Here is a 22,598-nt window from a genome sequence, read left to right on the forward strand (position 1 = left end):
GCCCGACACTACTGGGTCGAACCGGTGTTCGAAGTTCTGGTGCGGAAAGGCGGGTTTTGGACGCCCCGAGGCCGTAAGGTGGTCGGGTGTCGGCGCGGAAGAGTGAGCGACTGCTCAACGTGGTCATCTGCCTCCTGGTCGCGCGCACCTATGTGACCAAGGAGCGGATCCGCGAGGTCGTCGAGGGGTACGCGGGACAGACCGACGACGCCTTCGAGAAGATGTTCGAGCGCGACAAGGACGAGTTGCGCGATCTCGGCATCCCGATCGAGATGGGCACGATCGACAAGTTCTTCTCCGACGACGTCGGCTACCGGATCCGCCGGGACGTCTTCGAGCTGCCCGAAGTGCACCTGGAGCCGGACGAGGCCGCCGTCCTCGGCGTGGCCGCGCGGGTCTGGCAGCACGCCGGTCTGTCCGAGGCGACCACGTCGGCGGTGCTGAAGCTGAAGGCGGCAGGGATCCAGACCGACCAGTCGGCGCTGAGCGCGATCGAGCCGCACGTCGGGGCGTCGGAGCCGGCCTTCGACCCGCTGTGGGCCGCTGTCGTGGCTCGGCAGGCGGTGCGGTTCCAGCACCTGCGCAGCGGCGCATCCGAGCCGACCACGCGGACACTCGAGCCGTGGGGGATCGTCTCCTGGCACGGCCGCTGGTACGTCGTCGGACGGGACCGCGATCGCGAGGCGACCCGGATGTTCCGGATGTCCCGGATCGGCGGGGACGTGAAGACAGTGGGGGAGCCGGGTGCGTTCACCGTGCCCGAGGGGACGGACCTGCGGTCGCTGGTGACCGAGCTGGCCCCGCCGCGGCCGACCTCGGAGGCGAAGGTGCGAGCGCGGACCGGGTCGTGTGTGAGCCTGCGGCGCCGCGCGAACGCCATCGAGCCGTACGAGGAGGGCTGGGACCTGCTGCACGTCCCGTACGCCGACTCGTCGGTGCTGGCCGAGGAGATCGCGTCGTACGGACCTGACGCGGTCGTCGAGGGACCAGGCGACGTACTGGACGGCGTGCTCTGGCGGCTGCGGACGGTGGCCGGGGCATGAGCAATGCACGTGACCAGGTGCAGCGGTTGCTGGCGCTGGTGCCGTACCTGCGGGAGAACGACGGTGCTCGCGTCGACGACGTCGCCAAGGAGTTCGGCGTACGGCCGAAGCAGATCATCGCGGACCTGAAGGTGCTGTGGTTCTGCGGACTGCCGGGTGCGCAGATGGGCGATCTGATCGAGATCGACATCGAGGCGGCCGAGGGCGACGGGGTCATCCACATCAACAACGCGGACTACCTCGCGCGGCCGCTGCGATTGGCCGCGGCGGAGGCGCTGGCGCTGCTGACCGCCCTGCGGACGCTGCGCGAGGTGACCGGTGGTCCGGACCGGGACGCCGTCGACCGCGCGATCGCGAAGCTGGAGCGGGCCGCCGGCGAGGCCGCGGCGGCGAGTGAGGGTGCGGCCGCGCACGTTCACGTCGAGCCGGCCGCACCGGAGATCGCCGAGATCGTCAACCGCGCGCTGGCCACGAAGCGGCGGTTGCATCTGACGTACGACGTACCGTCGCGGGACGAGACGACCGAGCGCGATGTGGACCCGATGCGGCTCGTCGTGTCGGAGGGACGCACGTACCTGGAGGCCTGGTGCCGCCTGGCCGAGGACGTGCGGCTGTTCCGCCTGGACCGGATCGCTGCGGTCAAGCTGCTCGACCTCCCGAGCGAGCCGCCGCCGGAGGCGACGCCGCGAGACCTGTCCAACGGGATGTTCCAGCCGTCGGAGCGCGACCTGCTGGCGACCCTGAGACTCGCTCCGCCGGCCCGCTGGGTCGCGGAGTACTACCCGAACGAGTCCGTCGAAGAGGGCCCCGAGAACTCCCTCATCGTCAAACTCCGCGTCGCCGACACCGCCTGGCTCCAGCGCCTGGTCCTCCGCCTCGGCGGAGCCGCCACAGTCCTGGACCCGCCAGACCTCACCACCCAGATAGCCGCCACAGCCCGAGACGCCCTCTCGGCGTACGACGACTGACCACACCCACTCGCCCCTTCGGCGGGCGGTTCGGTGCGGCGGGTGGGGTGCCGTGGGTGTTGGACGCGGTGGGTTAGCTCTGGCTGAGTTGTTTTTCGAGGGGGGAGCGGAAGCGGGGGGTGACGCGGACTCCTGCCAGCCAGGTGGTCCAGCGGGCGGCTTCGGACTCGACCAGGGCCGTGGTGTCGGCACCTACGTCTTCCAGTAGCTGGTAGCGGACCTCGCCGGACTCGGGTTGGCCCCAGGCGCCGATGATGCGGCCGTCGGACCAGATGCTGGGGCCGATGTTGCCGGTGGTGTCGAAGAGCTTCGACTTGTGCGGGCCCAGGAACCACTCGCGCTCCTTCCAGCCCATGGGCGTCGGGTCGAGACCGGGCAGGAACGCCACCCAAGGGTCGACCGGGGCCTCCGGCGCCTCATCTCCTGGAAGCACGTACCCGACCTGACCGTCCAGCTCCACCTCGACCGCCTCGACAGCCGTCAGCGCCTTCCGCGTCTGGCCAAGCGTCCACCCCGCCCACCACTGCAGATCAGCCGCCGTACCCGGGCCGAACGACGCCAGCCAAGCCCGCGCGAGCGTCACGCGCGCGTCCTCCGCAGCGGGCTTGTCGCCGAGCCCACCGGGCAGCCAGTCCGCAGCAGGCGACCACTGGTGCTGCCCGCTCAACCACGTTCCCAGCGGGCGCCCCCGCACGATCCGTCCCTCAGCAGCCAGTTGGAACAACACCCGGCTCGTCACATAGGGCTGCGCGGCGTACGCCTTCCCGACCGCCATGTTGAGCCGCGTCCGCAACCGCGGCTCGTCAGCAGACAGCTCCTGCGCCGTCGCGGACCCCCGCAGCGCCAGGGCGGTCGCCGTCGACTCCTCGACCGCCGCCAGCCACTGCCCGCAGGACTCGATGCCGTCCGCGATCCCCGACTCGGCCAGATGTTTGACGAGCAACTTCCGCTGCTTCACGGCGATGTCGTCCGTGCACGCCGCCTGGACCACAGGCGCGAACGGCGTCGGTACGACGAACACCGTGCGCCGCATGCCCAGCATCCGGATCAGCGAACGATCCTCGTACAGCGCACGCTCCGTGCTCGCGACGTCACTCCCCGGCACCCGAGCCGCGACGCTCAGATGCACAGTGGCCGGATCGGTCGCATGCAGCGCCACCATCGACGCCGCCGCCTCGACCGGATCGGCCGCCTGGCAGCCCGCGCCGAGCCGATGCCGCCGCCCGAGCCGCCTCCGCCGCTCCTCGACCCCGATCCGCACCATCCACGACCCCTAGCCTCGCCCCGAACCACCCGTGCACCCGCTCAGAACCCGCTCAGAACCCGCTCGGAACCCACTGTGAACCAGTTGCTGAGTCCCGTCGTACCACCCTGCGGGACACTCGGTTTTACCATCACGTTCCGACACCGTTGTCCGCCGAGACCCACCGCGGGACGTGGGCGCCGGGCCGGAACCGGCTAGGCTCCTGGGTATGTACTGGTTCCTGCTGTTCCTCGCGGTGGTGGCGGTGTGGCTTCTGGTCCTCGCCCTGCTCGCGCTGAAGTTGTGGGGCCAGGTCAAGGCACTGACGCGTGAGTTGGTCGCCGCCCAGTCCAAGCTGGAGGCCGCGCAGTCCGAGGCCGGGTCTGGACAGACCCGTGAGGACATGCACGCTCCGGCGTAGTATTCGGCCACGAACTCAGGCTCGAGTCCCGAGTTGATGTTGGCAGTGTTTGATGGTGAAAGGGAGATCGACATGGCAGCACCGCTCATCGGTATGCCCCAAGGCGCCGAGTGGCTCGTCATCCTTGCGATCGTCGTGCTGCTGTTCGGATCGGCCAAGCTGCCTGCGCTGGTGAAGCAGCTCGGCAAGTCGAAGAAGATCTGGGAGGAAGAGGTCGGGCCGCGCAAGAAGGACGCGGAGCTGACCGAGGACGCCTCGCAGCCTCCGGCGCAGCAGGCCGTGCAGCAGACGCAGGCCCAGCCGGCTCAGCAGCCGAACCAGGTGAACGGCCAGGCGCCGGGCGACGGCCTGCCGCCGACGCACACGGCCAACTGAGTCGAACGCGCCACCTGTGTCGATGGTGAAGTTCGGGCGGCGGAAGGAGAAGAAGGACCGCCTCCCGAAGGACCCAGAGGGTCGGATGACCCTGCGCGAGCACATTGTCGAGCTCCGTAACCGGCTGCTCATCAGTGTGCTCGCGATCGTGGTCGGGACGGTCGTCGGCTGGATCTTCTACAACCACGCCTTCGACTTCCTGACCAAGCCGTTCGTGACCAGCGTGGCCGAGATGGCCAAGGATGCCGGTCAGACCAAGACGCCGCAGCTGACGTTCCCAGGTGTCGGCAACGCGCTGACGTTCCGGATCAAGATCTCGGCGCTGTTCGGCCTGATCCTGGCCGCGCCGGTCTGGCTGTACCAGTTGTGGGCCTTCGTTGCGCCCGGACTGCACCGCAGCGAGCGCAAGTGGGCGTACATCTTCTCGGCGATCGCGACTCCGCTGTTCGCGGCCGGTATCGCGGTGTCGTACTGGACGCTGCCGAAGGGAATCGAGATCCTGCTGGGCTTCACCCCGCTCGACATCCAGAACCTGGTCGAGCTGCCCGACTACCTGGACTTCGTGCTCCGCACGATGCTGGTCTTCGGTGTCGCGTTCCTGATCCCGCTGGTGGTCGTGCTGCTGAACATGGTCGGCGTGGTGCCGGCCGCCGCACTCGGCAAGTTCCGGCCGTACATCATCCTGGTGATCTTCGTGTTCGCCGCCGTCGCGACGCCGTCCGGCGACCCGTTCACGATGTGCCTGCTGGCGATCCCGATGTGCGTGCTGTTCTTCGTCGCCGAGATCATCTCGCGGTTCAACGACCGGCGCCGGGCCCGCCGAACCGACGAACTCCTGGCGGACTGAGTGAGTCGGCGGATCGCGCTGGTGGTCAACCCCACCAGCGGTCGCGGACGTGGTGCGCGGATCGCGCCGGGGGTCCGTGAGCGGCTCGCCGCCGCCGGTCTGAGCGTCGACGTCCACACCACCACCTGTGCCGAGGACGTCGGGAGGATCGCCGCCGAGGTGGTCGCCTCCGGGGCGGACGCGGTCGCGCTGATCGGCGGCGACGGCACGATTCACCTCGGCGCCCAGGTGCTGGCCAACTCCGGTATGCCGTTCGGCGTCATCCCGGCCGGCACCGGTAACGACTTCGCCCGCGGTATCGGCGTACCGCTGAAGGATCCTGCGGCGGCGGCCGACCTCGTGGTGGCCGGCCGGACGCGGAGGATCGACCTCGCGGTGGCGAAGGACGAGTTCATCACCACGGTCGTGGCGGGCGGGTTCGACTCGCTCGTCAACAAGCGCGCCAACGCGATGAGCTGGCCGAAGGGCAGCTCCCGCTACACGGTCGCGACCCTCGCCGAGTTGCGCACGTTCAAGCCCCTCGAGTACGTCGTGACGGTCGACGACGAGGTGATCGAGACCAAGGCCATGCTGGTCGCCGTCGGTACCGGACCGACGTACGGCGGGGGACTGCAGATCTGTGCCGGCGCCGAGATCGACGACGGCCTGCTGGACGTGACGATCATCGAGCCGGTGTCCCGGATGACGCTGCTGCAGCTGTTCCCGAAGCTCTCCAAGGGCACCCACGTCGGCCATCCGGCGGTGCGGACACTCCGGGGCCGCTCGGTGCGGATCGAGTCGCCGGGCATCACGGCGTACGGCGACGGTGAGGTGCTCGGCCCGCTGCCGGTCGACATCGGGATCGCCCCGGGCGCGCTGACCGTCTTCGCCTGAGACACAACTGACATGAGCTGAGCTGTTCTCACGGCCGTCCTTCGTCTGATAGGAAAGCTTCCTAACAGTTCATTCCTCGGACGCCCCTCGGAGGACCTCATGGAGTACCGCCCCACCCGCCGGACCACACTGCTGCTCGGTCTGTCGCTCGCCGCCGTGCCGGCCACCGGACTCGCCGTCTCCCGCTATGCGCCGCACGCCGACGCCGCTGTGCGCCCCACCGTGCGGGCGACCGGCCTCGACGACCCCGCGAAGAAGGAGATCGCGATGCAGATCGTCTGCAGCGCGGAGAACTCGTCGCTGGACTGGAAGGCGCAGTACAAGTACATCGAGGACATCGACGACGGCCGCGGGTACACCGCGGGCATCATCGGGTTCTGCTCCGGGACCCACGACATGCTCGAGCTGGTCGAGCTGTACGCCGACCGGAAGCCGAACAACGTGCTGCAGAAGTACCTGCCGGCGCTGCGCAAGGTGGACGGCAGCGACTCGCACGCGGGGCTCGATCCGAACTACCCGAGGGACTGGAGGACCGCGGCCAAGGACTCGGTGTTCCAGCAGTGCCAGAACGACGAGCGCGACCGGGTGTACTTCAACCCCGCGGTGAGCCGTGGGAAGTCCGACGGGCTGCGGACCCTCGGGCAATTCTGCTACTACGACGCGATCGTCATGCACGGCGACGGTGACGACGCGACCAGCTTCGGCGGCATCCGCAAGCGTGCGCTCGCCAAGGCGAAGCCACCGGCGCAGGGCGGCAACGAGACGACGTACCTGAACGCGTTCCTGGACGCGCGGGTCTGGGCGATGAAGCAGGAGGAGGCGCACAGCGACACCAGCCGGGTCGACACCGCGCAACGGGTCTTCCTCCGCAACGGCAACTTCAACCTGAACACCCCGCTGGACTGGAAGGTGTACGGCGACCCGTACCACATCGGCTAGCCCCCGAAGCGCGCAGCCGGGCTCTCTTCGGACCACCAGGGACGGGAGCCCGGCTGCGTCATGTCCGGACTCCCGCCACTCACCAACCTGCTCGGCGGGCCGGTCGGCGGCCTGTGCTGAGCGTCGGCGCGGTCAGCTGCCGGTGTTTGATGAGTGGTGGCGGTCCGTGCGGTGGTCGAGTTCGGCGCGCCGGCGCAGCATAGACAGGCTGGTGGCGAGCTGTTCGAGGGCCGGTGCGGAGCCGACCCAGGTCTGCAGTTCGGCTTCGACGGTCGGGGTGGCAGCGGCGAGGACGTCGGCGCCTGCGGGCGTCAGTTCGACCAGCGAGGAGCGACGGTCGGAAGGGTTCGCCGTACGCCGGACGCGCCCGGCGGACTCGAGGCGGTCGACGGCCTTGCTGGTGGCGCCGACCGTGATCGCCATCTCCCGCGCCAGGTCGTAGACCCGCGTCGTCCCGTGTGCCGCGACGAACCGCAGGAACTCGAACTGACCGAGCGGGAGGTCGTGCTCGGCCTTCAGCCGGGCGTCGATCACGTTGTAGAGCCGGGTTTCCAGCCGGACCAGGTCCGTGAACAATGCTGTGAGATCAGTCACGGGAATTAGATTCCTCGGAATGTAGTTGCAGAGAACTATATTCCTCGGAATCTATCATCAGGAGACGGCGATGAGCGCTGAAGACCGCGAAGCAGCACGCAGCATGATGGAGAAGGGCAAGCTCGGCCGGCCGCCGGAGGAGCAGCGCGCCGAGTTCGACGCGCGGTTCGCGAACCTCCCGCTCGGCGACGACGTCACGCTCGTCGAGCGCACGCTGGGCGGCGTGCCGGCGCTCGATGTGCGCGTCGCGGGGGCGGACCAGGACGGGGTCATCCTCTATCTGCACGGTGGCGGGTACGTCATCGGTTCGGCTCGGACCGGCGCGAACCTGGCGGCGCCGTTGTCCCGCCGCAGTGGCGTTCCGGCGGTCTCGCTGGAGTACCGCCTGGCACCTGAGCATCCGTTCCCGGCCGGGGTCCACGACGGGCTGGCGGCGTACCGCGAGCTGGTCGAGGGCGGTCAGAACGTCGTGATTGCTGGTGATTCGGCCGGTGGCGGGCTCGCGCTGGCGGTGCTGCTCGCGGCCCGCGCGGAGGGGTTGCCGCAGCCTGCGGGGACGGTGCTGTTCTCGCCGTGGACCGATACGACGCTGACCGGGCCGAGCATCGACGCCCGAGGTGACTACGACCCGCTGTTCAGCCGCGCCAACATGGTTGAGACGGCGGAGCTCTACCTGGGCGGCGCGGACCCGCACAACGAGCTGGCCAGTCCGGTGTTCGCGGACCTGAAGGGTCTCTCGCCGCTGCTCGTGCAGGTCGGTTCGGCGGAGGTCCTCCTCGACGACGCGCTCCGCCTCGTCGCGCGCGCCGCTGAGCAGGAGGTGGATGTCAGCCTCGACGTGGTCGCCGGCGCGCCGCACGTGTACCAGTACTTCGCCGGCCTGATGCCGGAGGCCGACGAGGCGCTCGACCATGCCGCGACGTTCATCAAGAACCGGCTCCGCGACAAAACTGTGGGAGGCGTCGCATAGATTGGGGGCATGAGCACTCCGTCCGAGAAGTACGCGACGTTCCGCTCGGACCAGGAGCATCCCGCCGTGAAGGACTTCCGGGCGCTCTACGACTTCGAGCTGGACGAGTTCCAGCTGCGCGCCTGCGCCGCCCTCGAGGACGGTCACCAGGTGCTGGTCGCGGCGCCCACCGGCTCCGGCAAGACGCTGGTCGGCGAGTTCGCCGTCCACCTGGCGCTGGAGCGCGGCCAGAAGTGCTTCTACACCACCCCGATCAAGGCCCTGAGCAACCAGAAGTACGGCGATCTGGTGAGCCGGTACGGCGCGGACAAGGTCGGCCTGCTCACCGGTGACAACTCGGTCAACTCCGAGGCCCCGATCGTCGTCATGACGACCGAGGTCCTCCGGAACATGCTGTACGCCGGGTCACAGACCCTGCTCGGTCTGTCGTACGTCGTGATGGACGAGGTGCACTACCTGGCCGACCGGGCCCGCGGCGCGGTCTGGGAAGAGGTGCTGATCCACCTGCCGGACTCGGTGTCGGTGGTCTCGCTGTCCGCGACCGTGAGCAACGCGGAGGAGTTCGGCGACTGGCTGGAGACCGTCCGCGGCAACACCGTCGTCGTGCTCGAGGAGAAGCGGCCGGTGCCGCTGTTCCAGCACGTGATGGTGGGTAAGCGGCTGCATGACCTGTTCGCCGGTGAAGCGCCGACCGCGAGGGTCGGCGTTCCCGCGAAGGCGTCCAGGTCGGGCAATCCGGCGAAGGAGGTCAAGGCCGATCTCAGGGATCTGGTGAACCCGCAGCTGGTCCGGATCGCGCGGGACGACAACCGGATCTTCCGCGACGACTCGCGCAAACCACGCCGGCGTCGCGACCTGCCGAAGGGGCGGCCGGCGCGGACCCACTTCACGCCGTACCGCTCGGACGTGGTGGAGGAGCTGGACGCCGGCGCGTTGCTGCCCGCGATCTTCTTCATCTTCTCCCGCAAGGGCTGCGAGGACGCGGTTGTGCAGTGCCTGCGGTCCGGTCTGCGGCTGACCAAGCCGTCGGAGCGCGACGAGATCAAGCGGGTGGTGGCCGAGCGTACGGCGGACCTCCCGGACGAAGACCTCGGCGTGCTCGGGTACCACGACTTCGCCGAGGCGCTCAGCCGGGGCATCGCCGCGCACCACGCGGGCATGCTGGCGGCGTTCAAGGAGGTTGTCGAGGAGCTGTTCGCGCGCGGCCTGATCAAGGTCGTGTTCGCCACCGAGACGCTTGCCCTGGGCATCAACATGCCGGCGCGCACCGTCGTGCTGGAGAAGCTGTCGAAGTGGAACGGTGAGGCGCACGTCGACATCACGCCGGGGGAGTACACGCAGCTCACCGGGCGCGCCGGGCGGCGCGGGATCGACGTCGAGGGGCACGCGGTCGTGCTCTGGCAGCCGGGGTTCGATCCTCGGGAGGTCGCAGGCCTCGCGAGCACCCGGACGTATCCGCTCCGGTCGTCGTTCTCCCCGTCGTACAACATGGCCGTCAACCTGGTGCGTCAGGTCGGGCGGATGCGGGCGCGGGACATGCTCGAGCTGTCGTTCGCGCAGTTCCAGTCCGACCAGGCCGTGGTCGGCCTGGCGCGGCAGGTGCAGCGCAACACCGAGGCGCTGGAGGGATACAAGGAGTCGATCGAGTGCCACCTCGGCGACTTCCTGGAGTACGCCGCTCTGCGCCGGCGGATCGGTGATCGCGAGGCGTCCGGCTCGAAGCGGCGCAAGCTCGACCGCCGGGTCGAGGCGCAGGACTCGATCGAGAAGCTCAAGACCGGTGACATCATCCGGATCCCGGCCGGCCGGAGCGCCGGCTGGGCGCTGGTGCTCGACCCGGGCATGCGGTCGGAGCGGGAAGGGCCGCGGCCGACCGTGCTGACGCTGGACCGGCAGGTGCGGAAGCTGTCGATGGTCGACTTCCCGGCGCCGGTCGAGGCGATCGGTTCGTTGCGGATCCCGCGGAAGTTCAACCCGCGCAACCCGCAGCAGCGCCGCGAGCTGGCCCAGGTGCTGCGGACGCGGACCGACCTGCTCGGTGAGGACGGGCCGCCGTCGCGGTCCCGCGGCAAGGATGCCGTCAGCCACGCGGACGACCCGGAACTGCAGGAGATGCGGGCGGAGCTGCGCGCGCACCCGTGCCACGGCTGCTCGGACCGTGAGGACCACGCCCGCTGGGCGGAACGGTACTTCCGGCTCGATCGGGAGAACCGTGACGTGCAGCGGAAGATCGAGCAGCGGACGAACACCATCGCCCGCCAGTTCGACCGGGTCTGCCAGGTGCTGGACGCGTTGCACTACCTCGATGGCGACAAGACGACCGAGGCCGGCGACCGGCTGGCGCGGATCTACACCGAGCTCGACCTGGTCGCGGCCGAGTGCCTGCGGCAAGGAGTTTTCGACGACCTCACCGTGCCGGAGCTGGCGGCGTGCCTCGCCGCACTGGTCTACGAGTCGCGGTCGAAGGACGAACCGACGTCACCCCGGTTGCCGCGTGGCGACGTACGGGAAGCGATCGAGCGGATGGGGTCGATCTGGCGGGACCTGTCCGCGCTGGAGCGGGACATGCGGGTGGACTTCCTGCGGTCGATGGACCTGAACTTCTGCTGGCCCGCGTTCCGCTGGGCGTCGGGCGCGTCGCTGGCCGAGGTCCTGTACGAGTCCGACCTGGCAGCCGGCGACTTCGTCCGCTGGGTCAAGCAACTCATCGACCTCACCGAACAGATCGCCGACGCCGCCGGCGACACCCCGCTGCGCAAGACAGCCCGCTCCGTCGTAGACCAGATCCGCCGCGGCGTAATCTCCTACGCCTCGATGGTCGAGTAGACCTCTTCGGGTGGAAGACTTCCTTCTGCGCAGTACGCGGTTGTTGTAAACCCCTGCCTTGAAGGAGAAGACGTTCGTGGAGTTGTCGCGCCGGAGTCTCGGGAAGTTGGCTGTTGCGACTGGGGCTACCGCTGCGGTGGGTACCGGTGCCGGTTATCTGATCGGGCGGCCTGCTGATGCTGCCGCGACCTGGAAGGCGACCGGGACCGCGGTGCCGGCGTTGGCCGGGTTCGACAACCAGATGAAGGCGTTCATGCAGGCGCGTGGCGTCACCGCCGGGCAGGTTGCCGTGACCTACAAGGGGCGCCTGGTGCTTGCCCGCGGATACAGTACGTCGACCGCGCTGACCGTGCAGCCGACGTCGTTGTTCCGGATCGCGAGCCTGTCCAAGTCGTTCACCGCGGCCGCGATCGTGAAGCTCGTGCAGGACGGCAAGCTCAGCCTGTCCACGCCGGTCACGAACATCCTCGACATCACGCCGGCGAGCGGACTGACCCGGGACTCGCGCTGGTCGACGATCACGTTGTGGAAGCTGCTGCAGCACCTCGGCGGATGGGACCGGGACGTGTCCGGTGACCCGAACTTCAAGGACGCGGTCATCTCGCGCACCCTCGGCGTACCGCTGGAACTGCAGCACGCGGACGTGATCAAGTACATGGCCGGGCAGAAGCTCGACTTCACTCCGGGCACGAAGTACGCGTACTCGAACTTCGGGTACCTGCTGGCCGGCCGCGTGATCGAGAAGGTCAGCGGCCTGAGCCACGAGAGCTATGTGAAGCAGAAGCTCCTGGCCCCGTTGAAGATCAAGCGGATGTCGCTCGGCTACTCGATCGCGAAGCACAGCGGCGAGACGTCGTACGAGTCGCAGTACTCCGGACCGACCGTGCTCGACATGACCGGCAAGACCGTCGCCGCGCCGTACGGCTCGTTCAGCATGCGGATCCAGGACGCGAACGGCGGCTGGATCGCGAGCGCGCCGGACCTGGTGCGCTGGGCAAGGATGTTCGACGCGCCGTCGAGCGTGCTGAACAGCACGTCACTCGGCCGCGTGTGGGCGAAGCCGTCCACCGGTGTGAACGCCGACGGCTGGTACTACGGTCTCGGCTGGCAGATCCGCCCGGTCACCGGCGGCACCGGTCGCAACACGTGGCACACCGGCAGCATGCCCGGCACGTACACGCTGCTCGTCCGTACGTCCGGCGGGCTGAGCTGGGCGGCGCTCTTCAACCGCCGCGACGACGCGAGCGGCAAGTCGTACGGCGACATCGACGCAGCAATGTGGACGGCAGCCAACGGCGTGAAGTCCTGGCCCACCCACGACCTCTTCCCCCAGTACTTCAGCTAGAACATCAGTGCGCGGAAGCGAGGCGTGCTGATCTGGGTTTCGCCGGCCATGTCGGTGAGTACGTCGCGCAGGGTGTCGACTGCTTCGTCGCCGAGGCTCTTGCGGAGTCTGCGCTCGTAGGTCTGGTGGAACCGCCGGGCGGCGGCGAGGGCTCCGTTGCCGCGCTCGGTCAGGTGCAGCAGGCGGGCGCGCGCGTCGGTCGGGTCGGGGCGGCGTTCGACGTACCCGCGGCGCTCCATGTCGTCGACGATCTGGCTGGCGCCCTGCTTGGTGATGTCGAGTCGCTCGGCCAGGCCGGTGATCGTGGTCGGGCCGTCGTGCAGCGTCCTGAAGACGAAGCCGTCCGACCGGCCTTGGTCGTCGTACCCCTGAGCGGCGACGTACTCGCGGAGCTCGCGGACGAACTCCTGTTCCGCGAGGAGCAGGAGGATTCCGATATCAGGCTTGCCCGAACGCGTCATACCGGTCATGATAGTCAAGCTGACTTGGTCAAGTCAGCTTGACTAAATGAGATGGGGGAACACATGCACGTCATTCGCGAGGCCGAGGCGCCGCGGTTCCAGCTGCCGGGCGTCGAGTTCACCGTGTTCGCCGCGCCCAGCCTCGGGTCGGCCGGGCTGTGCGCGTGGCGGCTCACCGTCGACGTGGGGCACGGCGGGGACGCGCCGCACACGCTCGACCGCGACGAGATCTTCACGGTGCTGAGCGGTTCGGTGCAGTTCGGCCCGGACGGCGACAAGCTCGGTCCCGGCGACTCCGTCGTGGTCCCTGCGGGTGAGCCGATCTCGCTGACCAACCTCGGCGAGGACAAGGCGGAGCTGATCGTCGCCATCACGGCCGGCTTCACCGGTTACATGGCCGACGGCACGACGGTCCAGCCGCCCTGGTCCAAGTAGCCGTCAGCAACGCCGGATCGGTGCGGTGTACGTCGTGTTGCTCGCTGTGGCGACGTAGTAGTCGGTGACCCAACTGCCATCACTCAGCCGGTCCCAGACTGCCGTAGTACCGACCTTGGAGCCGGGCGCCTGGCAGGTGACCCACGCCAGCGAGCCGATCGGCAGAGTGCTCGGGTACGTCGAGTAGGCCGTACCCGGGCCGTGCCGCCGGGTCAGATTGTTGATCGTGGTCTGGAAGGGGAAGGTGCACCCGGGCAGCGGCGCGCTGTATCCGGTCTTGTTCGGGGTCCGCACGTAGTAGTCGGTCACGTAGGTGCCGTCGATGAGCTTGTCCCACACCGTGGTGGTGCCGATCTTCGGTCCGAAGGTCTGGCAGACGATGCGGAGCGAGGTGTTCGCCGCGATGGTCGAGCGGACCGGGTAGGCGGTCGACGGACCGCTGTACGAGTGCACCGTCGTACGGACGGTGTACCTGTAGGCAACGCTCGCCACCGGTGCGTCGAAACGGTCGCTGTCGATGTTGAGCGTCACGCCGCCGTAGGTCTCGTTGTGGTCGCCCTGGTACTGCTTGCCGCGCTGCCCGACCGCCCAGAACGTGTTGGGGACACCAGCCCATCCTGTGAGCAGGCTGCTGTTGTCCCAGCGTGCGATCCACAGTGCGTCCGGCCGTGCGTACGACGAGGAGTTGTACGCTGCGGCGAGGTCGAGGGCCCCTGAGCTCAGGTTGGCATACACGCCGGACACGTAGCGCTGCAGGTGCAGTTCCTTCGTCCAGGCGGACAGGTAGTGCAGGACGGCGGATCGGCAGACCGCGTCGGCGCGGTTGTAGTTCTCCATGTCGTTGTAGAGCGCACTGCCAGGCAGGAGGCCCAGTGCCTTGGCCTTCGCGACCGCGTCGTCCGCGTCCCGGACGGCGTCGCGGTTCGAGGAGGCTGTCGACATCTTGTACCTCCGCGTGCTGCAGGGGGCCTGGAGACCCAGGTAGATCGGGACGAGCCGCCATCCCATCGCGGTGACGGACGCAACCCACGCCGGGGTCAGCTGTGGCTGGGCGCAGGACCGGTTGACGCCGCCGAAGTAGATCCCGATCGCCTTGTACGGCGAGGCCTTCCACGCGGTCATCTGGGCGAGCGTCGGCGCCGTACAGGTGTCGAACGCGAGACCGGTGAACCGCGTCGCCGTTGTACCGGCGTTGTAGGTGATCGGCGTCGTCGGCTCGGCCACCGCGGGCGCGGCAGGGCCGATCAGCAACACTCCGAGAGCTGCAACGAGAACCTTGACCTTGAACATGCCCGTCACCCCCGCTCTCAGTAGACGCTCAGTAATCCACCGCGGCAAGCTCCGCAGGGGTTAAGTTGAGCGCAACGACGTCCTTGGAGGGAATACGTCATGCCGGAGATCGTGGAGGTTGGGGAGCGGCCGTACGTCGCTCTGCGGGGCAAGGTCGCGATGGACGGGATCGCGGCGTTCGCGGACCGGATGGGCGAAGTGATCGACTGGCTCGCGGCCAAGGAGATCGCGCCGAACGACGCGCCGTTCTTCAAGTACGACGTGGTCGACATGGACGCCGGCCTGGTGATGGAGATCGGGTTCCCGGTCGACGACCTGCGCTCCGGCGAGGGCGAGATCGTCACCGGCGTACTGCCGGCCGGACGCTACGCGACCGCCACCCACCACGGTCACCCCGACGGCCTGCTGGGAGCTACCCGCGATCTGCTCGCCTGGGCCGAGGAGCAGGGCCTCGAATGGGACACCGACGGCACGCACTGGACCGCCCGCCTGGAGATCTACCGCTCCGACCCGCGCGAGGTCCCGGACATGAACGACTGGGACACCGACCTCCAGTTCAAGCTGAAGGACTAAGGGCGTGACTTCCGCTCCCGCGCCAGACACGCCCTAGTGCCGACCGTTCTCGCCGGCGTGACCCGGCTCGAGCCTGAGCGGATTCGTCACGTCGCCTCGCCGCTGATCGAGCTCGGCTGTGCGCTCCATGTGCTGGCCGAGCCCGCCCACCACGACCGCGTTGACTGGGCTGCTGCGCTCCCGCTGTCCGCTGAGCTCCGTGAAGAGCTGGAGCAGTGGAGCTGGACCGTGCGCGCCGTACGGGCTCGCTTCTTCGCCACCAGCGCCGCCACCGGTCTGCCCACCTGGTCCGACGAGCTCTCCGCCCTCCGCGAACGCCCGCCCGAGGAGGTGGCCGCGGAGCTCGTCAGGCCGTTGCGCGGTCGCCCGCTGAGCAGCCGCTCCATCGACACGGACGCCGTACAGCACTGGGCTCGCAGCCGCGGTCGCTCCGTCGCCGCACTGGTCGAGGCCCTCCTGACAGCACCTGCTGAGCCGGTACGCCGTTTCCTCGACGTACTGGATGCCTGCTGGCACGAGTGGTTCGGTGCGCTCTGGGAGGAGTCCAAGGACTCGCTGGCCGCCCGTGGACGGCACGATCGGGACCTGGCCGTCCGGAACGGTGTTGCGACCATGCTGCGCTCGCTGGACAGTGCGATCGACCTGCGGGACGCAGACAGCGTCGTCGTACAGAAGGTACAGAGCAAGCGCATCGACATCAGCAGCCGCTCACTGTTGCTTGTCCCGAGCAACTACATCGCGCCGCACCTGTTCGTGGGTGAGGTCCCCGGTGAGCCGATCACGGTCATCTACCCGGCCACCGGCCGTGCGGCCGCCGTACCGACCGCGCAGCAGATCCGTGCCCGCCTGGACGCGCTGGCGTCCGCCGACCGCCTCCAGGTCTGCCGCGCCGTGGCCAGCGAACCACGCACGGCCGGCGAGATCGCCGCCCTCTGGGGCCTGCACCCGACGCAGGTCACCCGCCACCTCCGAGCGCTCACCCGGGCCGGCCTGGTCACCGCCGAACGCCAGGGCCGCTTCGTCGCCTACCGCCTGGACAACGACGCCCTGACCGCCCTCGGCGCCGACCTACTGACGCTGATCATGCGCTGACGGACTGACGGAAGTCCGCAGTCCAACAGCAACGCCGGGAAACCGCTTGTTGGATGAGCAGCTGTGACCTCTTCTCTCTCGCCTGCCGTACGGCGGCTGATCGCCGCGACGCTCGTCAACACTCTGGGGAACGGTGTCTACGCAGCAGTCGGGGCGCTCTACCTGACCCGCGCCGTGGGACTGTCCGTCGGTCAAGTCGGTGTGGGTCTGACAATCGCCGCACTGGTCGGACTGGTGGCGAGTACGCCGCTCGGCGTCGTCGCCGACCGGCTGGGTCCCAAGCGGGCATACGTCGGGTTCCTGCTACTCCAAGCCATCACCATGACCGCGCTGACCCAGGTGCGGTCGTTCGGCTGGTACGTCGCCGTAGCGGCGGTGACCGCTATCGCGGACTCGGGGCAACGCGGCGCGAAGGGAGCGTTGATCGCCGGAGTCGCACCGGCCGACCAGCGGGTGCGGACGCGGGCGATCCTCCGGGTCGTCACGAACATCGGCATGGCCGTCGGCATGGCGGCTGCCGGTGTGGTGCTCGCGGTCGACCGGCGCGAGGTGTACGTCGTAGCGCTGCTGGCGAACGCAGCGACGTACGTGGTGACCGCCGGACTGGTGCGGTTCGGGATGCCGGCCGTTGCGCGAGTGCCGGCAGCGGCAGGGCCGTCGGGGCTGACGGCGGTGCGGGATCGCCGGTTCCTGGTGTTCGTCGGGCTGGACGGCGTACTGAGCATGCATGGTGCGCTCGCGCAGGTCGGCATTCCGCTGTGGGTCGCGACTGCGACGGATGCGCCGCGGTGGATGATCTCCGTGCTGCTGGTGCTGAACTCCGCTGCGGTGATCCTGCTGCAGGTACGCATCTCGCGCGGCACAGAACGTCTGACCGGCGCCGCCCGGGCTGGGCGACGAGCAGGAGTGCTGTTGGCGATCACCTGTCTCGTGCTGGCGCTGAGCGATGCGACGTCCGGTGCAGTGACGATCGGTCTGCTGATCGCGGCGGCGCTGGCGCATGTCCTGGGCGAGATGCTGCAGTCTGCGGGCGGCTGGGGGATCAGCTTCGAGCTGGCGCCACCTGGTGCCCAGGGGCAGTACCAAGGCGCCTATGCCATGGGGCATCAGATCGGTGACCTCGTGGCACCGCTGCTCATCACGACGGTCGCAGTGTCGTGGGGCTGGCCGGGTTGGTTACTGACGGCAGGTGTCTTTCTGGTCGCCGGGCTCTTCGTGCCGGTCGTGGTGCAGGAGCCAGAACCCGCTATGCAGCCAGCGGTTTGAGGAGGTCCCGTAGCGCGCGGGCGGCGGTGAAGCCGGCGCGGTTGGCGCCGATGGTGCTGGCCGACGGGCCGTAGCCGACGAGGTGGATGCGCGGGTCGGCGACGGTGGCGGTGCCGTTCATGCGGATGCCGCCGGACGCTTCGCGGAGATGCAGTGGTGCGAGGTGGGCGAGGTCGGCGCGGAAGCCGGTCGCCCAGAGGATGGTGTCGACGTGCAGGCTGCTCCCGTCGGCCCACTCGACACCGTCCGGCGTGATGCGCGAGAACATCGGCAGGCGGTTGTAGACACCACGGGCCCACGCAGCCTGCTCCTGCGGTCGCAGGTGCAGGCCGGTGACGCTGACCACGCTGCGAGGCGGCAGACCGGCGCGGACGCGTTCCTCGACGCGCGCGACGACCTGGCGTCCGTACTCGGGAGTGAAGTCCTCATCGGTACGCCACTCCGGCGGCCGACGTGTCACCCATGTGGTGTTCGCGACCTCCGAGATCTCAGCGAGCAGCTGCACAGCAGACGCTCCACCACCGACAACCAGGACCTGCTGCCCAGCCAGCTCGGCTGCGCCGCGGTAGTCGGCGGTGTGCAGCTGACGCCCCTGGAACGTCTCGATCCCCGGGTACCAGGGGATGAACGGCCGGTCCCACGTCCCACTCGCGTTCACGATCGAGGCGGCCCGATAGAGGCCCTTGGACGTGTCCAGTTCGAACCCGTCGTCCACCGAGCGGACGCTCTCGACCGCTACAGGCCGCAGTACCGGGAGGTCGAACTGCTTCTCGTAGTCCGCGAAGTACGCCGGCACGAACTCGTTGGCTCGTTCCGCACCGGCACTGGACGGCACCGGTACGCCGGGCAGGTTCGCGATCCCGTGGACGTCGTGCATGGTCAACGAGTCCCACCGGTGCTGCCAGGCGCCACCGGGTTCCGCGTTGCGGTCCAGGACGACAACCTCGTCGTACGGCGTGAACCCCATCCGCACCAAGTGGTACGCCGACGACAGGCCTGCCTGTCCCGCTCCGATCACTGCTACGTCCAGCACACCAGGAGCAACGCCGGACCAGGTCGGGGTCTTCCCGGCTACCGTGGACGACCATGGATCTCGGCGCGATGTACGGCGTAAAGCTGGACTGGATCGTCAGTTTCGTCGCAGTCGCGCGGTACGGCGGGTTCTCCGCCGCCGCGAAGGCGGTGTACCGAGGCCAGTCCCGGATCAGCGAGCATGTCGCGGAGCTCGAACGCGCGCTCGACGTACAGCTCTTCGATCGCACGGCCCACCCGCCCCGCCTCACTCCCGAGGGCCGCGCGCTGCTCCCGCAGGCCGAGGAGATCCTGCGCCGCGTGCAGAACCTGTCCGCCGGGGGAGCCGTCCGCTTCGGCGCCTACCCGAGTGCTGCGGCCTGGCTGTTCCCACAGGTCGTACGACGTCTTCCGGACCGCATCCGCCTGCTGCTGGTCGAAGGGCCGAGTGTGGACCTGGAGGCCGCCCTGGTCCGCGGAGACATCGACCTCGCGATCCGCCCGGTGCATCCGCTCGTCGCAGACGAGTCCCTCACCCACGAGATCCTCTGGCGCGAACCGCTCACCGCCGTCTTCCCCGAGAACCACCCGCTGGCTTCCTGCCCGTCGGTCACCCTGGCGCAGTTGGCCGAACTGCCGCTGATCTCGATCGGCGAGAGTGACGGGCCCCGACAGTTCGAGTCCCACCTGGCCTTCGCGCAGAAGGGCCTCAGCCCGGAGTCCACCTTCCGCACGAACCAGCCGCAGACCCTGCTGTCGCTGGTCCGCCACGGCCTCGGCGTTGGCGTCACCAACGAACTGGCGGTGACGACCGCGAACCTCGACGGGGTCCGGCTGATCCCGATCCACGACGCCGGGGTGGAGCGTCAGGTCGCGCTCTTCACCCGGCGCGACCGACCGCAGTCCCCAGCGCTGCGGAAGGTTGTCGAGGTGCTTCAGCGGATGAACTGGTCCACGTAGTCGGCGCCGAGGCCGTTGGCGCCGTAGTGGTCCCGGCAGAGCTGGATCTTGGTGAACGTGTCCTCGTAGCCGGTCTGGTTGCCGGCCTCGTCGACGTAGATCATCGCCCCGGAGATGTTGAAGAACGTGATCATCTCGGTGCACTCCTCCGGGACGCGGAGCGTGTGGATCTCCCCGGGCGGCTCGTACACGAACGAGCCGGCGTCGGCGACCCAGTCGTGTTCGTCGTACTGCCACTGGCCCTTGATCACGTAGCCGAAGACTGCGCTCGGATGCCGGTGCCGGGAGACGATGCCGGCCCGGGTGACCTTGAGCAGGTTGCACCACTGGCCGGTGACCGTGTTCAGCATCAGCGGCCGGAACCACACGTCGGGAGCCTGCGGCACCCAGAGCCGCTCGTCGTCGGGGACCGCCTGCACGGCGATCTCCGCCGGGACACCTGCGGATACCGGGATCATCGGGTTCTCCTCACATGCTCAGATAGCCGCCGTCGACCGGTACGACGGCGCCGGTGACGAAGCCCGCGTCGGGGCCGGCCAGGAAGGCGATCACGCCCGCGACCTCGTCGGGCGTGCCCCACCGGGCCATCGGCGTACGGGACAGGATCCGGTCGGAGGCGACCGGGTCAGACTGCAGCGCGGCGGTGAGGTCGGTGGCGATCCAGCCGGGCGCGACCGCGTTCACCCGGATCCCGTCCGCCGCCCACGCGACCGCCAGGGACTTGGTGAGCTGCACGATGCCGCCCTTGGAGGCGCTGTACGCCGGAACGAGTGGTCCACCGAAGTAGCTGAGCATGGACGCCACGTTGACGATGCAGCCCCCGCTCACGGCGAGCAGGTCGTGCGCAGCCTCGGCTGCCCGCATCGCGCCGGTCAGGTTGATCTCGACCACGTCCCGGAACACGTCCGGCCGGTGCTCGTCACCTCTCCGGATGATTCCGGCAGCATTGACCAGTACGTCGAGACGCTCGAGCGACCCGATCAGCTCCTCCACCGAGCCGTCGATCCGCAGATCCAGCTCGACCTGCTCAGGACCCGCACCGAGGCCCACCGCGACGACGTGCAGTCCGTCCGCGGCGAGCCGCCGTACCGCGGCCGCACCGATCCCGCTCGTTCCTCCGACGACGAGCGCGGTCCGTGTCATGCCGCCCAGCTTGACGGTCGCTTGTGCCCGCGGCCAGCGTCACCCGGAAGCCGGATCGGACCGATCCGCGGCGAGACGTGGGTACGGGTGCTCGGGGGAACGGTGCTGGAAGGAGAGGATGTCCGGATTGCGGATGGTGCCGGCCTCGATCTCGATCGCCCGGCTGATGGTGGGGTCGGCGTGCCAGGCGGCGGGACCTTCGAGCACCGTGCGGATGAACGGCAGCAGGGCCTCGCTGATCTCCCAGGTCGCCGAGTTCCACAGGTACGACGGACTGTGGTCGACGCCGTAGTACGTGATGTTGTCGCCGACCACGAACGTCGGGTCGTCGAACCCGGTCGGCCGGGCCCAGCTGAACCCCATGCCCAGGTCGCAGGAGACGTCGACGATCAGGCTGCCCGGCGCGAAGTGCGCGAGATCCTCCTCGATCAGGAACGTCAGCGGCGCGTTCGGGTCCTGCAGCACACAGTTCACGACCACGTCGTGCTCGGCCAGGAACCCGGCCAGCGGCACCCGGCCCTCGTCGGTCAGCGCGTGACTGCGGCGCGGATCGAGGGCGGCGCCGGGATCGACCTCGTCCTGGTCGTACTGGACCATCCGCGCCGAGTGGATCGGTGAGCCGACGGCGGCCACGTCACGGCCGGTGAGGACGTCGACGTCGTGGATGCCGTGCGCGTTCAGCGCGGTGACGGCTCCTCGGGCGGTCGCGCCGAAGCCGATCACGACCGCTCGCAGCCGACGTCCGTAGTCGCCGGTCGAGCCGATCAGCTCGAGCGCCTGCAGCACGGAGCAGTATCCGGCGAGCTCGTTGTTCTTGTGGAAGACGTGCAGGCTGAACTGGCCGTCGGCGGTCCAGTGGTTCATCGCCTCGAACGCGATCAGCGTGAGCCGCCGGTCGATCGCGAGCTGGGTGACCTCGTCGTCCTGGACGCAGTGCGGCCAGCCCCACAGGGTCTGCCCGACCCGCAGCCCGGCGAGATCCTCGGGCTGCGGTTTGGGCAGCACCACGACGTCGGCGACCGCGATCAGCTCGTCCCGGCCGACGACACCGGCCACCGATTTCGCCAGGTACTCGTCGGAGATCCCGAACCGCTCGCCGTACCCGGTCTCGAGGAAGATGTGCTGGCGCACATCCTCGTCGATCCGCTCGAAATGGTGCGGATGAATCGGTAGCCGATGCTCGTTCTCCTTGCGGGAACGACCGACGACACCGAGCGTTAACTGGTCCACATGGGCCCCTTTGGTTACTGCCCGTTGTAGCACAGCGGGCCGCGGGGCGGCTCAGTCGGCGCTGGTCTCGATGTCGTCGTGGCTCCCGCCGGCCTTTCCGCCCATCACCGCCGCGACCAGCGTGATCAGCGCAGCGGCGCCTACCGCGATCAGACCGCCCAGGGTCAGTGTCTGGTCCGCGATCGGCACCGACGGCAGTTTCATCCGGTCCAGGACGTCGTACTGCGAACCCGCCGTCCCCGCGAGCACGGCGACGATCGCGGTCACGACGATCCCGATCAGCCAGACGCCGAACCCATGCAGGGCGCCGGCGGAGCCCGCCAGCCGTCCGGCGACGTATCCGCCGTGGTAGTACGCGAACCCCAGGATCAGGAGCAGGAGCACACCGGAGACGATCCCGATGGTGCCGGCCGTGTTCGCGCTGTTCATGGCGTCGTACCAGTCGAAAGTGCCCGAGTAGTCGACCGCTGCCGCGATCGCGCCGGCGATCCCGGTCAGCAGCGCGGTCAGCCCGATCGCGACCAGCCAGCCGTAGAACGTCCCGCCGCCTGTGGAGCGCCTGTGGACCCGTTCCCGGGTGGGCGGTGCGCTTCGCTCCTCCTCGTCGTACAGATCGGACGGGCCGAGCCGGTCGACGCGTGTGTCTTCCTGATGTTGCTGCTGGGTCATCTCAGCTTCTCCTCATCGGACAAG

24 protein-coding genes are annotated in these 22,598 nt (G+C 68.9%); 15 read left to right on the forward strand and 9 right to left on the reverse strand.

The window, feature by feature from the left end; genetic code table 11:
* Nucleotides 1-86 precede the first annotated feature (86 nt).
* Together EV647_RS34225 and EV647_RS34230 are read left to right on the forward strand one after the other, a co-directional pair.
* Nucleotides 87-1,043: a YafY family protein gene (locus EV647_RS34225; RefSeq protein ID WP_133787977.1), complete on the forward strand. Its 957-nt coding sequence runs from the start codon at nucleotides 87-89 to the stop codon at nucleotides 1,041-1,043.
* A complete protein-coding gene (locus EV647_RS34230; RefSeq protein ID WP_134010515.1) occupies nucleotides 1,040-2,011 on the forward strand; it encodes a YafY family protein in 972 nt (323 codons plus the stop codon). The genes EV647_RS34225 and EV647_RS34230 overlap by 4 nt, the downstream gene beginning before the upstream one ends.
* Before the next feature lie 73 nt (nucleotides 2,012-2,084).
* Here the strand turns inward: EV647_RS34230 and EV647_RS34235 are convergent, their stop codons facing one another.
* A complete protein-coding gene (locus EV647_RS34235; RefSeq protein ID WP_134010517.1) occupies nucleotides 2,085-3,275 on the reverse strand; it encodes a winged helix DNA-binding domain-containing protein in 1,191 nt (396 codons plus the stop codon).
* A 208-nt stretch (nucleotides 3,276-3,483) separates the two neighbouring features.
* Between EV647_RS34235 and EV647_RS34240 the strand changes: the two genes are divergently transcribed.
* From EV647_RS34240 to EV647_RS34260, 5 genes are all read left to right on the forward strand, one after another.
* Nucleotides 3,484-3,675, forward strand: a complete 192-nt coding sequence (locus EV647_RS34240; RefSeq protein WP_134010519.1) for a hypothetical protein — start codon at nucleotides 3,484-3,486, stop codon at nucleotides 3,673-3,675.
* A gap of 72 nt (nucleotides 3,676-3,747) precedes the next feature.
* Entirely contained in the window at nucleotides 3,748-4,050 is a 303-nt protein-coding gene (locus EV647_RS34245) for a twin-arginine translocase TatA/TatE family subunit (protein ID WP_133787981.1), read from the forward strand.
* A 22-nt stretch (nucleotides 4,051-4,072) separates the two neighbouring features.
* Nucleotides 4,073-4,897 carry a twin-arginine translocase subunit TatC gene (gene tatC / locus EV647_RS34250; protein ID WP_238177546.1) on the forward strand — a complete coding sequence of 275 codons (825 nt, stop codon included), beginning with the start codon at nucleotides 4,073-4,075 and terminating at the stop codon, nucleotides 4,895-4,897.
* Nucleotides 4,898-5,770, forward strand: coding sequence for a diacylglycerol kinase family protein (locus EV647_RS34255; RefSeq protein ID WP_134010522.1), 873 nt, complete (start codon nucleotides 4,898-4,900; stop codon nucleotides 5,768-5,770).
* A gap of 99 nt (nucleotides 5,771-5,869) precedes the next feature.
* Nucleotides 5,870-6,709, forward strand: a complete 840-nt coding sequence (locus EV647_RS34260) for a chitosanase (RefSeq protein ID WP_134010524.1) — start codon at nucleotides 5,870-5,872, stop codon at nucleotides 6,707-6,709.
* Between the two features lie 132 nt (nucleotides 6,710-6,841).
* Here EV647_RS34260 and EV647_RS34265 read toward each other — a convergent pair whose 3' ends face one another.
* Nucleotides 6,842-7,303 (reverse strand): MarR family winged helix-turn-helix transcriptional regulator, encoded by a 462-nt coding sequence (locus EV647_RS34265; RefSeq protein ID WP_134010526.1) that lies wholly within the window; start codon nucleotides 7,301-7,303, stop codon nucleotides 6,842-6,844.
* A gap of 70 nt (nucleotides 7,304-7,373) precedes the next feature.
* On the opposite strand from EV647_RS34265, the gene EV647_RS34270 reads away from it, so the two are divergent.
* From EV647_RS34270 to EV647_RS34280, 3 genes are read left to right on the forward strand one after another with little or no spacing between them, the layout of a single operon-like run.
* A complete protein-coding gene (locus tag EV647_RS34270) occupies nucleotides 7,374-8,273 on the forward strand; it encodes an alpha/beta hydrolase (RefSeq protein ID WP_134010528.1) in 900 nt (299 codons plus the stop codon).
* Between the two features lie 9 nt (nucleotides 8,274-8,282).
* Nucleotides 8,283-11,099: an RNA helicase gene (locus EV647_RS34275; protein WP_134010531.1), complete on the forward strand. Its 2,817-nt coding sequence runs from the start codon at nucleotides 8,283-8,285 to the stop codon at nucleotides 11,097-11,099.
* 58 nt (nucleotides 11,100-11,157) lie between these two features.
* On the forward strand, nucleotides 11,158-12,444 hold the full coding sequence (locus EV647_RS34280; RefSeq protein WP_202876415.1) for a serine hydrolase: 1,287 nt from the start codon (nucleotides 11,158-11,160) through the stop codon (nucleotides 12,442-12,444).
* Here the strand turns inward: EV647_RS34280 and EV647_RS34285 are convergent.
* Nucleotides 12,441-12,905: a MarR family winged helix-turn-helix transcriptional regulator gene (locus tag EV647_RS34285; RefSeq protein ID WP_131346198.1), complete on the reverse strand. Its 465-nt coding sequence runs from the start codon at nucleotides 12,903-12,905 to the stop codon at nucleotides 12,441-12,443. The two genes, EV647_RS34280 and EV647_RS34285, sit on opposite strands and share 4 nt — an antisense overlap.
* 63 nt (nucleotides 12,906-12,968) lie before the next feature.
* Between EV647_RS34285 and EV647_RS34290 the strand changes: the two genes are divergently transcribed.
* A complete protein-coding gene (locus tag EV647_RS34290) occupies nucleotides 12,969-13,340 on the forward strand; it encodes a cupin domain-containing protein (protein WP_166680491.1) in 372 nt (123 codons plus the stop codon).
* Nucleotides 13,341-13,343: 3 nt separating this feature from the next.
* On the opposite strand, the gene EV647_RS34295 is transcribed toward EV647_RS34290, so the two are convergent.
* Nucleotides 13,344-14,630 (reverse strand): glycoside hydrolase domain-containing protein, encoded by a 1,287-nt coding sequence (locus tag EV647_RS34295; protein WP_134010535.1) that lies wholly within the window; start codon nucleotides 14,628-14,630, stop codon nucleotides 13,344-13,346.
* Between the two features lie 99 nt (nucleotides 14,631-14,729).
* On the opposite strand from EV647_RS34295, the gene EV647_RS34300 reads away from it, so the two are divergent.
* The 3 genes from EV647_RS34300 (at nucleotide 14,730) to EV647_RS34310 (ending at nucleotide 17,561) form a co-directional block, all read left to right on the forward strand.
* Entirely contained in the window at nucleotides 14,730-15,203 is a 474-nt protein-coding gene (locus EV647_RS34300) for a GyrI-like domain-containing protein (RefSeq protein ID WP_134010537.1), read from the forward strand.
* A gap of 36 nt (nucleotides 15,204-15,239) precedes the next feature.
* Nucleotides 15,240-16,295 (forward strand): DUF5937 family protein, encoded by a 1,056-nt coding sequence (locus EV647_RS34305; protein WP_134010539.1) that lies wholly within the window; start codon nucleotides 15,240-15,242, stop codon nucleotides 16,293-16,295.
* Nucleotides 16,296-16,358: 63 nt separating this feature from the next.
* Nucleotides 16,359-17,561 carry an MFS transporter gene (locus EV647_RS34310; RefSeq protein WP_134010542.1) on the forward strand — a complete coding sequence of 401 codons (1,203 nt, stop codon included), beginning with the start codon at nucleotides 16,359-16,361 and terminating at the stop codon, nucleotides 17,559-17,561.
* On the opposite strand, the gene EV647_RS34315 is transcribed toward EV647_RS34310, so the two are convergent.
* The gene (locus tag EV647_RS34315; RefSeq protein WP_134010544.1) at nucleotides 17,542-18,594 is read right to left on the reverse strand and encodes an FAD-dependent oxidoreductase; all 1,053 of its coding nucleotides are present in this window, start codon (nucleotides 18,592-18,594) and stop codon (nucleotides 17,542-17,544) included. The genes EV647_RS34310 and EV647_RS34315 overlap by 20 nt on opposite strands.
* A 53-nt stretch (nucleotides 18,595-18,647) precedes the next feature.
* On the opposite strand from EV647_RS34315, the gene EV647_RS34320 reads away from it, so the two are divergent.
* Nucleotides 18,648-19,532, forward strand: coding sequence for a LysR family transcriptional regulator (locus tag EV647_RS34320; RefSeq protein WP_134010546.1), 885 nt, complete (start codon nucleotides 18,648-18,650; stop codon nucleotides 19,530-19,532).
* On the opposite strand, the gene EV647_RS34325 is transcribed toward EV647_RS34320, so the two are convergent.
* The 4 genes from EV647_RS34325 to EV647_RS34340 are packed head-to-tail and all read right to left on the reverse strand — an operon-like array spanning nucleotide 19,508 to nucleotide 22,574.
* Nucleotides 19,508-19,990 carry a 2,4'-dihydroxyacetophenone dioxygenase family protein gene (locus EV647_RS34325; RefSeq protein ID WP_134010548.1) on the reverse strand — a complete coding sequence of 161 codons (483 nt, stop codon included), beginning with the start codon at nucleotides 19,988-19,990 and terminating at the stop codon, nucleotides 19,508-19,510. The two genes, EV647_RS34320 and EV647_RS34325, sit on opposite strands and share 25 nt — an antisense overlap.
* 10 nt (nucleotides 19,991-20,000) lie before the next feature.
* The gene (locus EV647_RS34330) at nucleotides 20,001-20,675 is read right to left on the reverse strand and encodes an SDR family NAD(P)-dependent oxidoreductase (protein WP_134010551.1); all 675 of its coding nucleotides are present in this window, start codon (nucleotides 20,673-20,675) and stop codon (nucleotides 20,001-20,003) included.
* A 39-nt stretch (nucleotides 20,676-20,714) separates the two neighbouring features.
* Nucleotides 20,715-21,905 (reverse strand): N(5)-(carboxyethyl)ornithine synthase, encoded by a 1,191-nt coding sequence (locus EV647_RS34335; RefSeq protein ID WP_134010553.1) that lies wholly within the window; start codon nucleotides 21,903-21,905, stop codon nucleotides 20,715-20,717.
* Nucleotides 21,906-21,956: 51 nt separating this feature from the next.
* Nucleotides 21,957-22,574: a hypothetical protein gene (locus EV647_RS34340; RefSeq protein WP_134010555.1), complete on the reverse strand. Its 618-nt coding sequence runs from the start codon at nucleotides 22,572-22,574 to the stop codon at nucleotides 21,957-21,959.
* Nucleotides 22,575-22,598 lie beyond the last annotated feature (24 nt).

Origin of the sequence: Kribbella sp. VKM Ac-2566, assembly GCF_004366005.1 — a bacterium.
Taxonomy (GTDB): Bacteria; Actinomycetota; Actinomycetes; order Propionibacteriales; family Kribbellaceae; genus Kribbella; species Kribbella pratensis.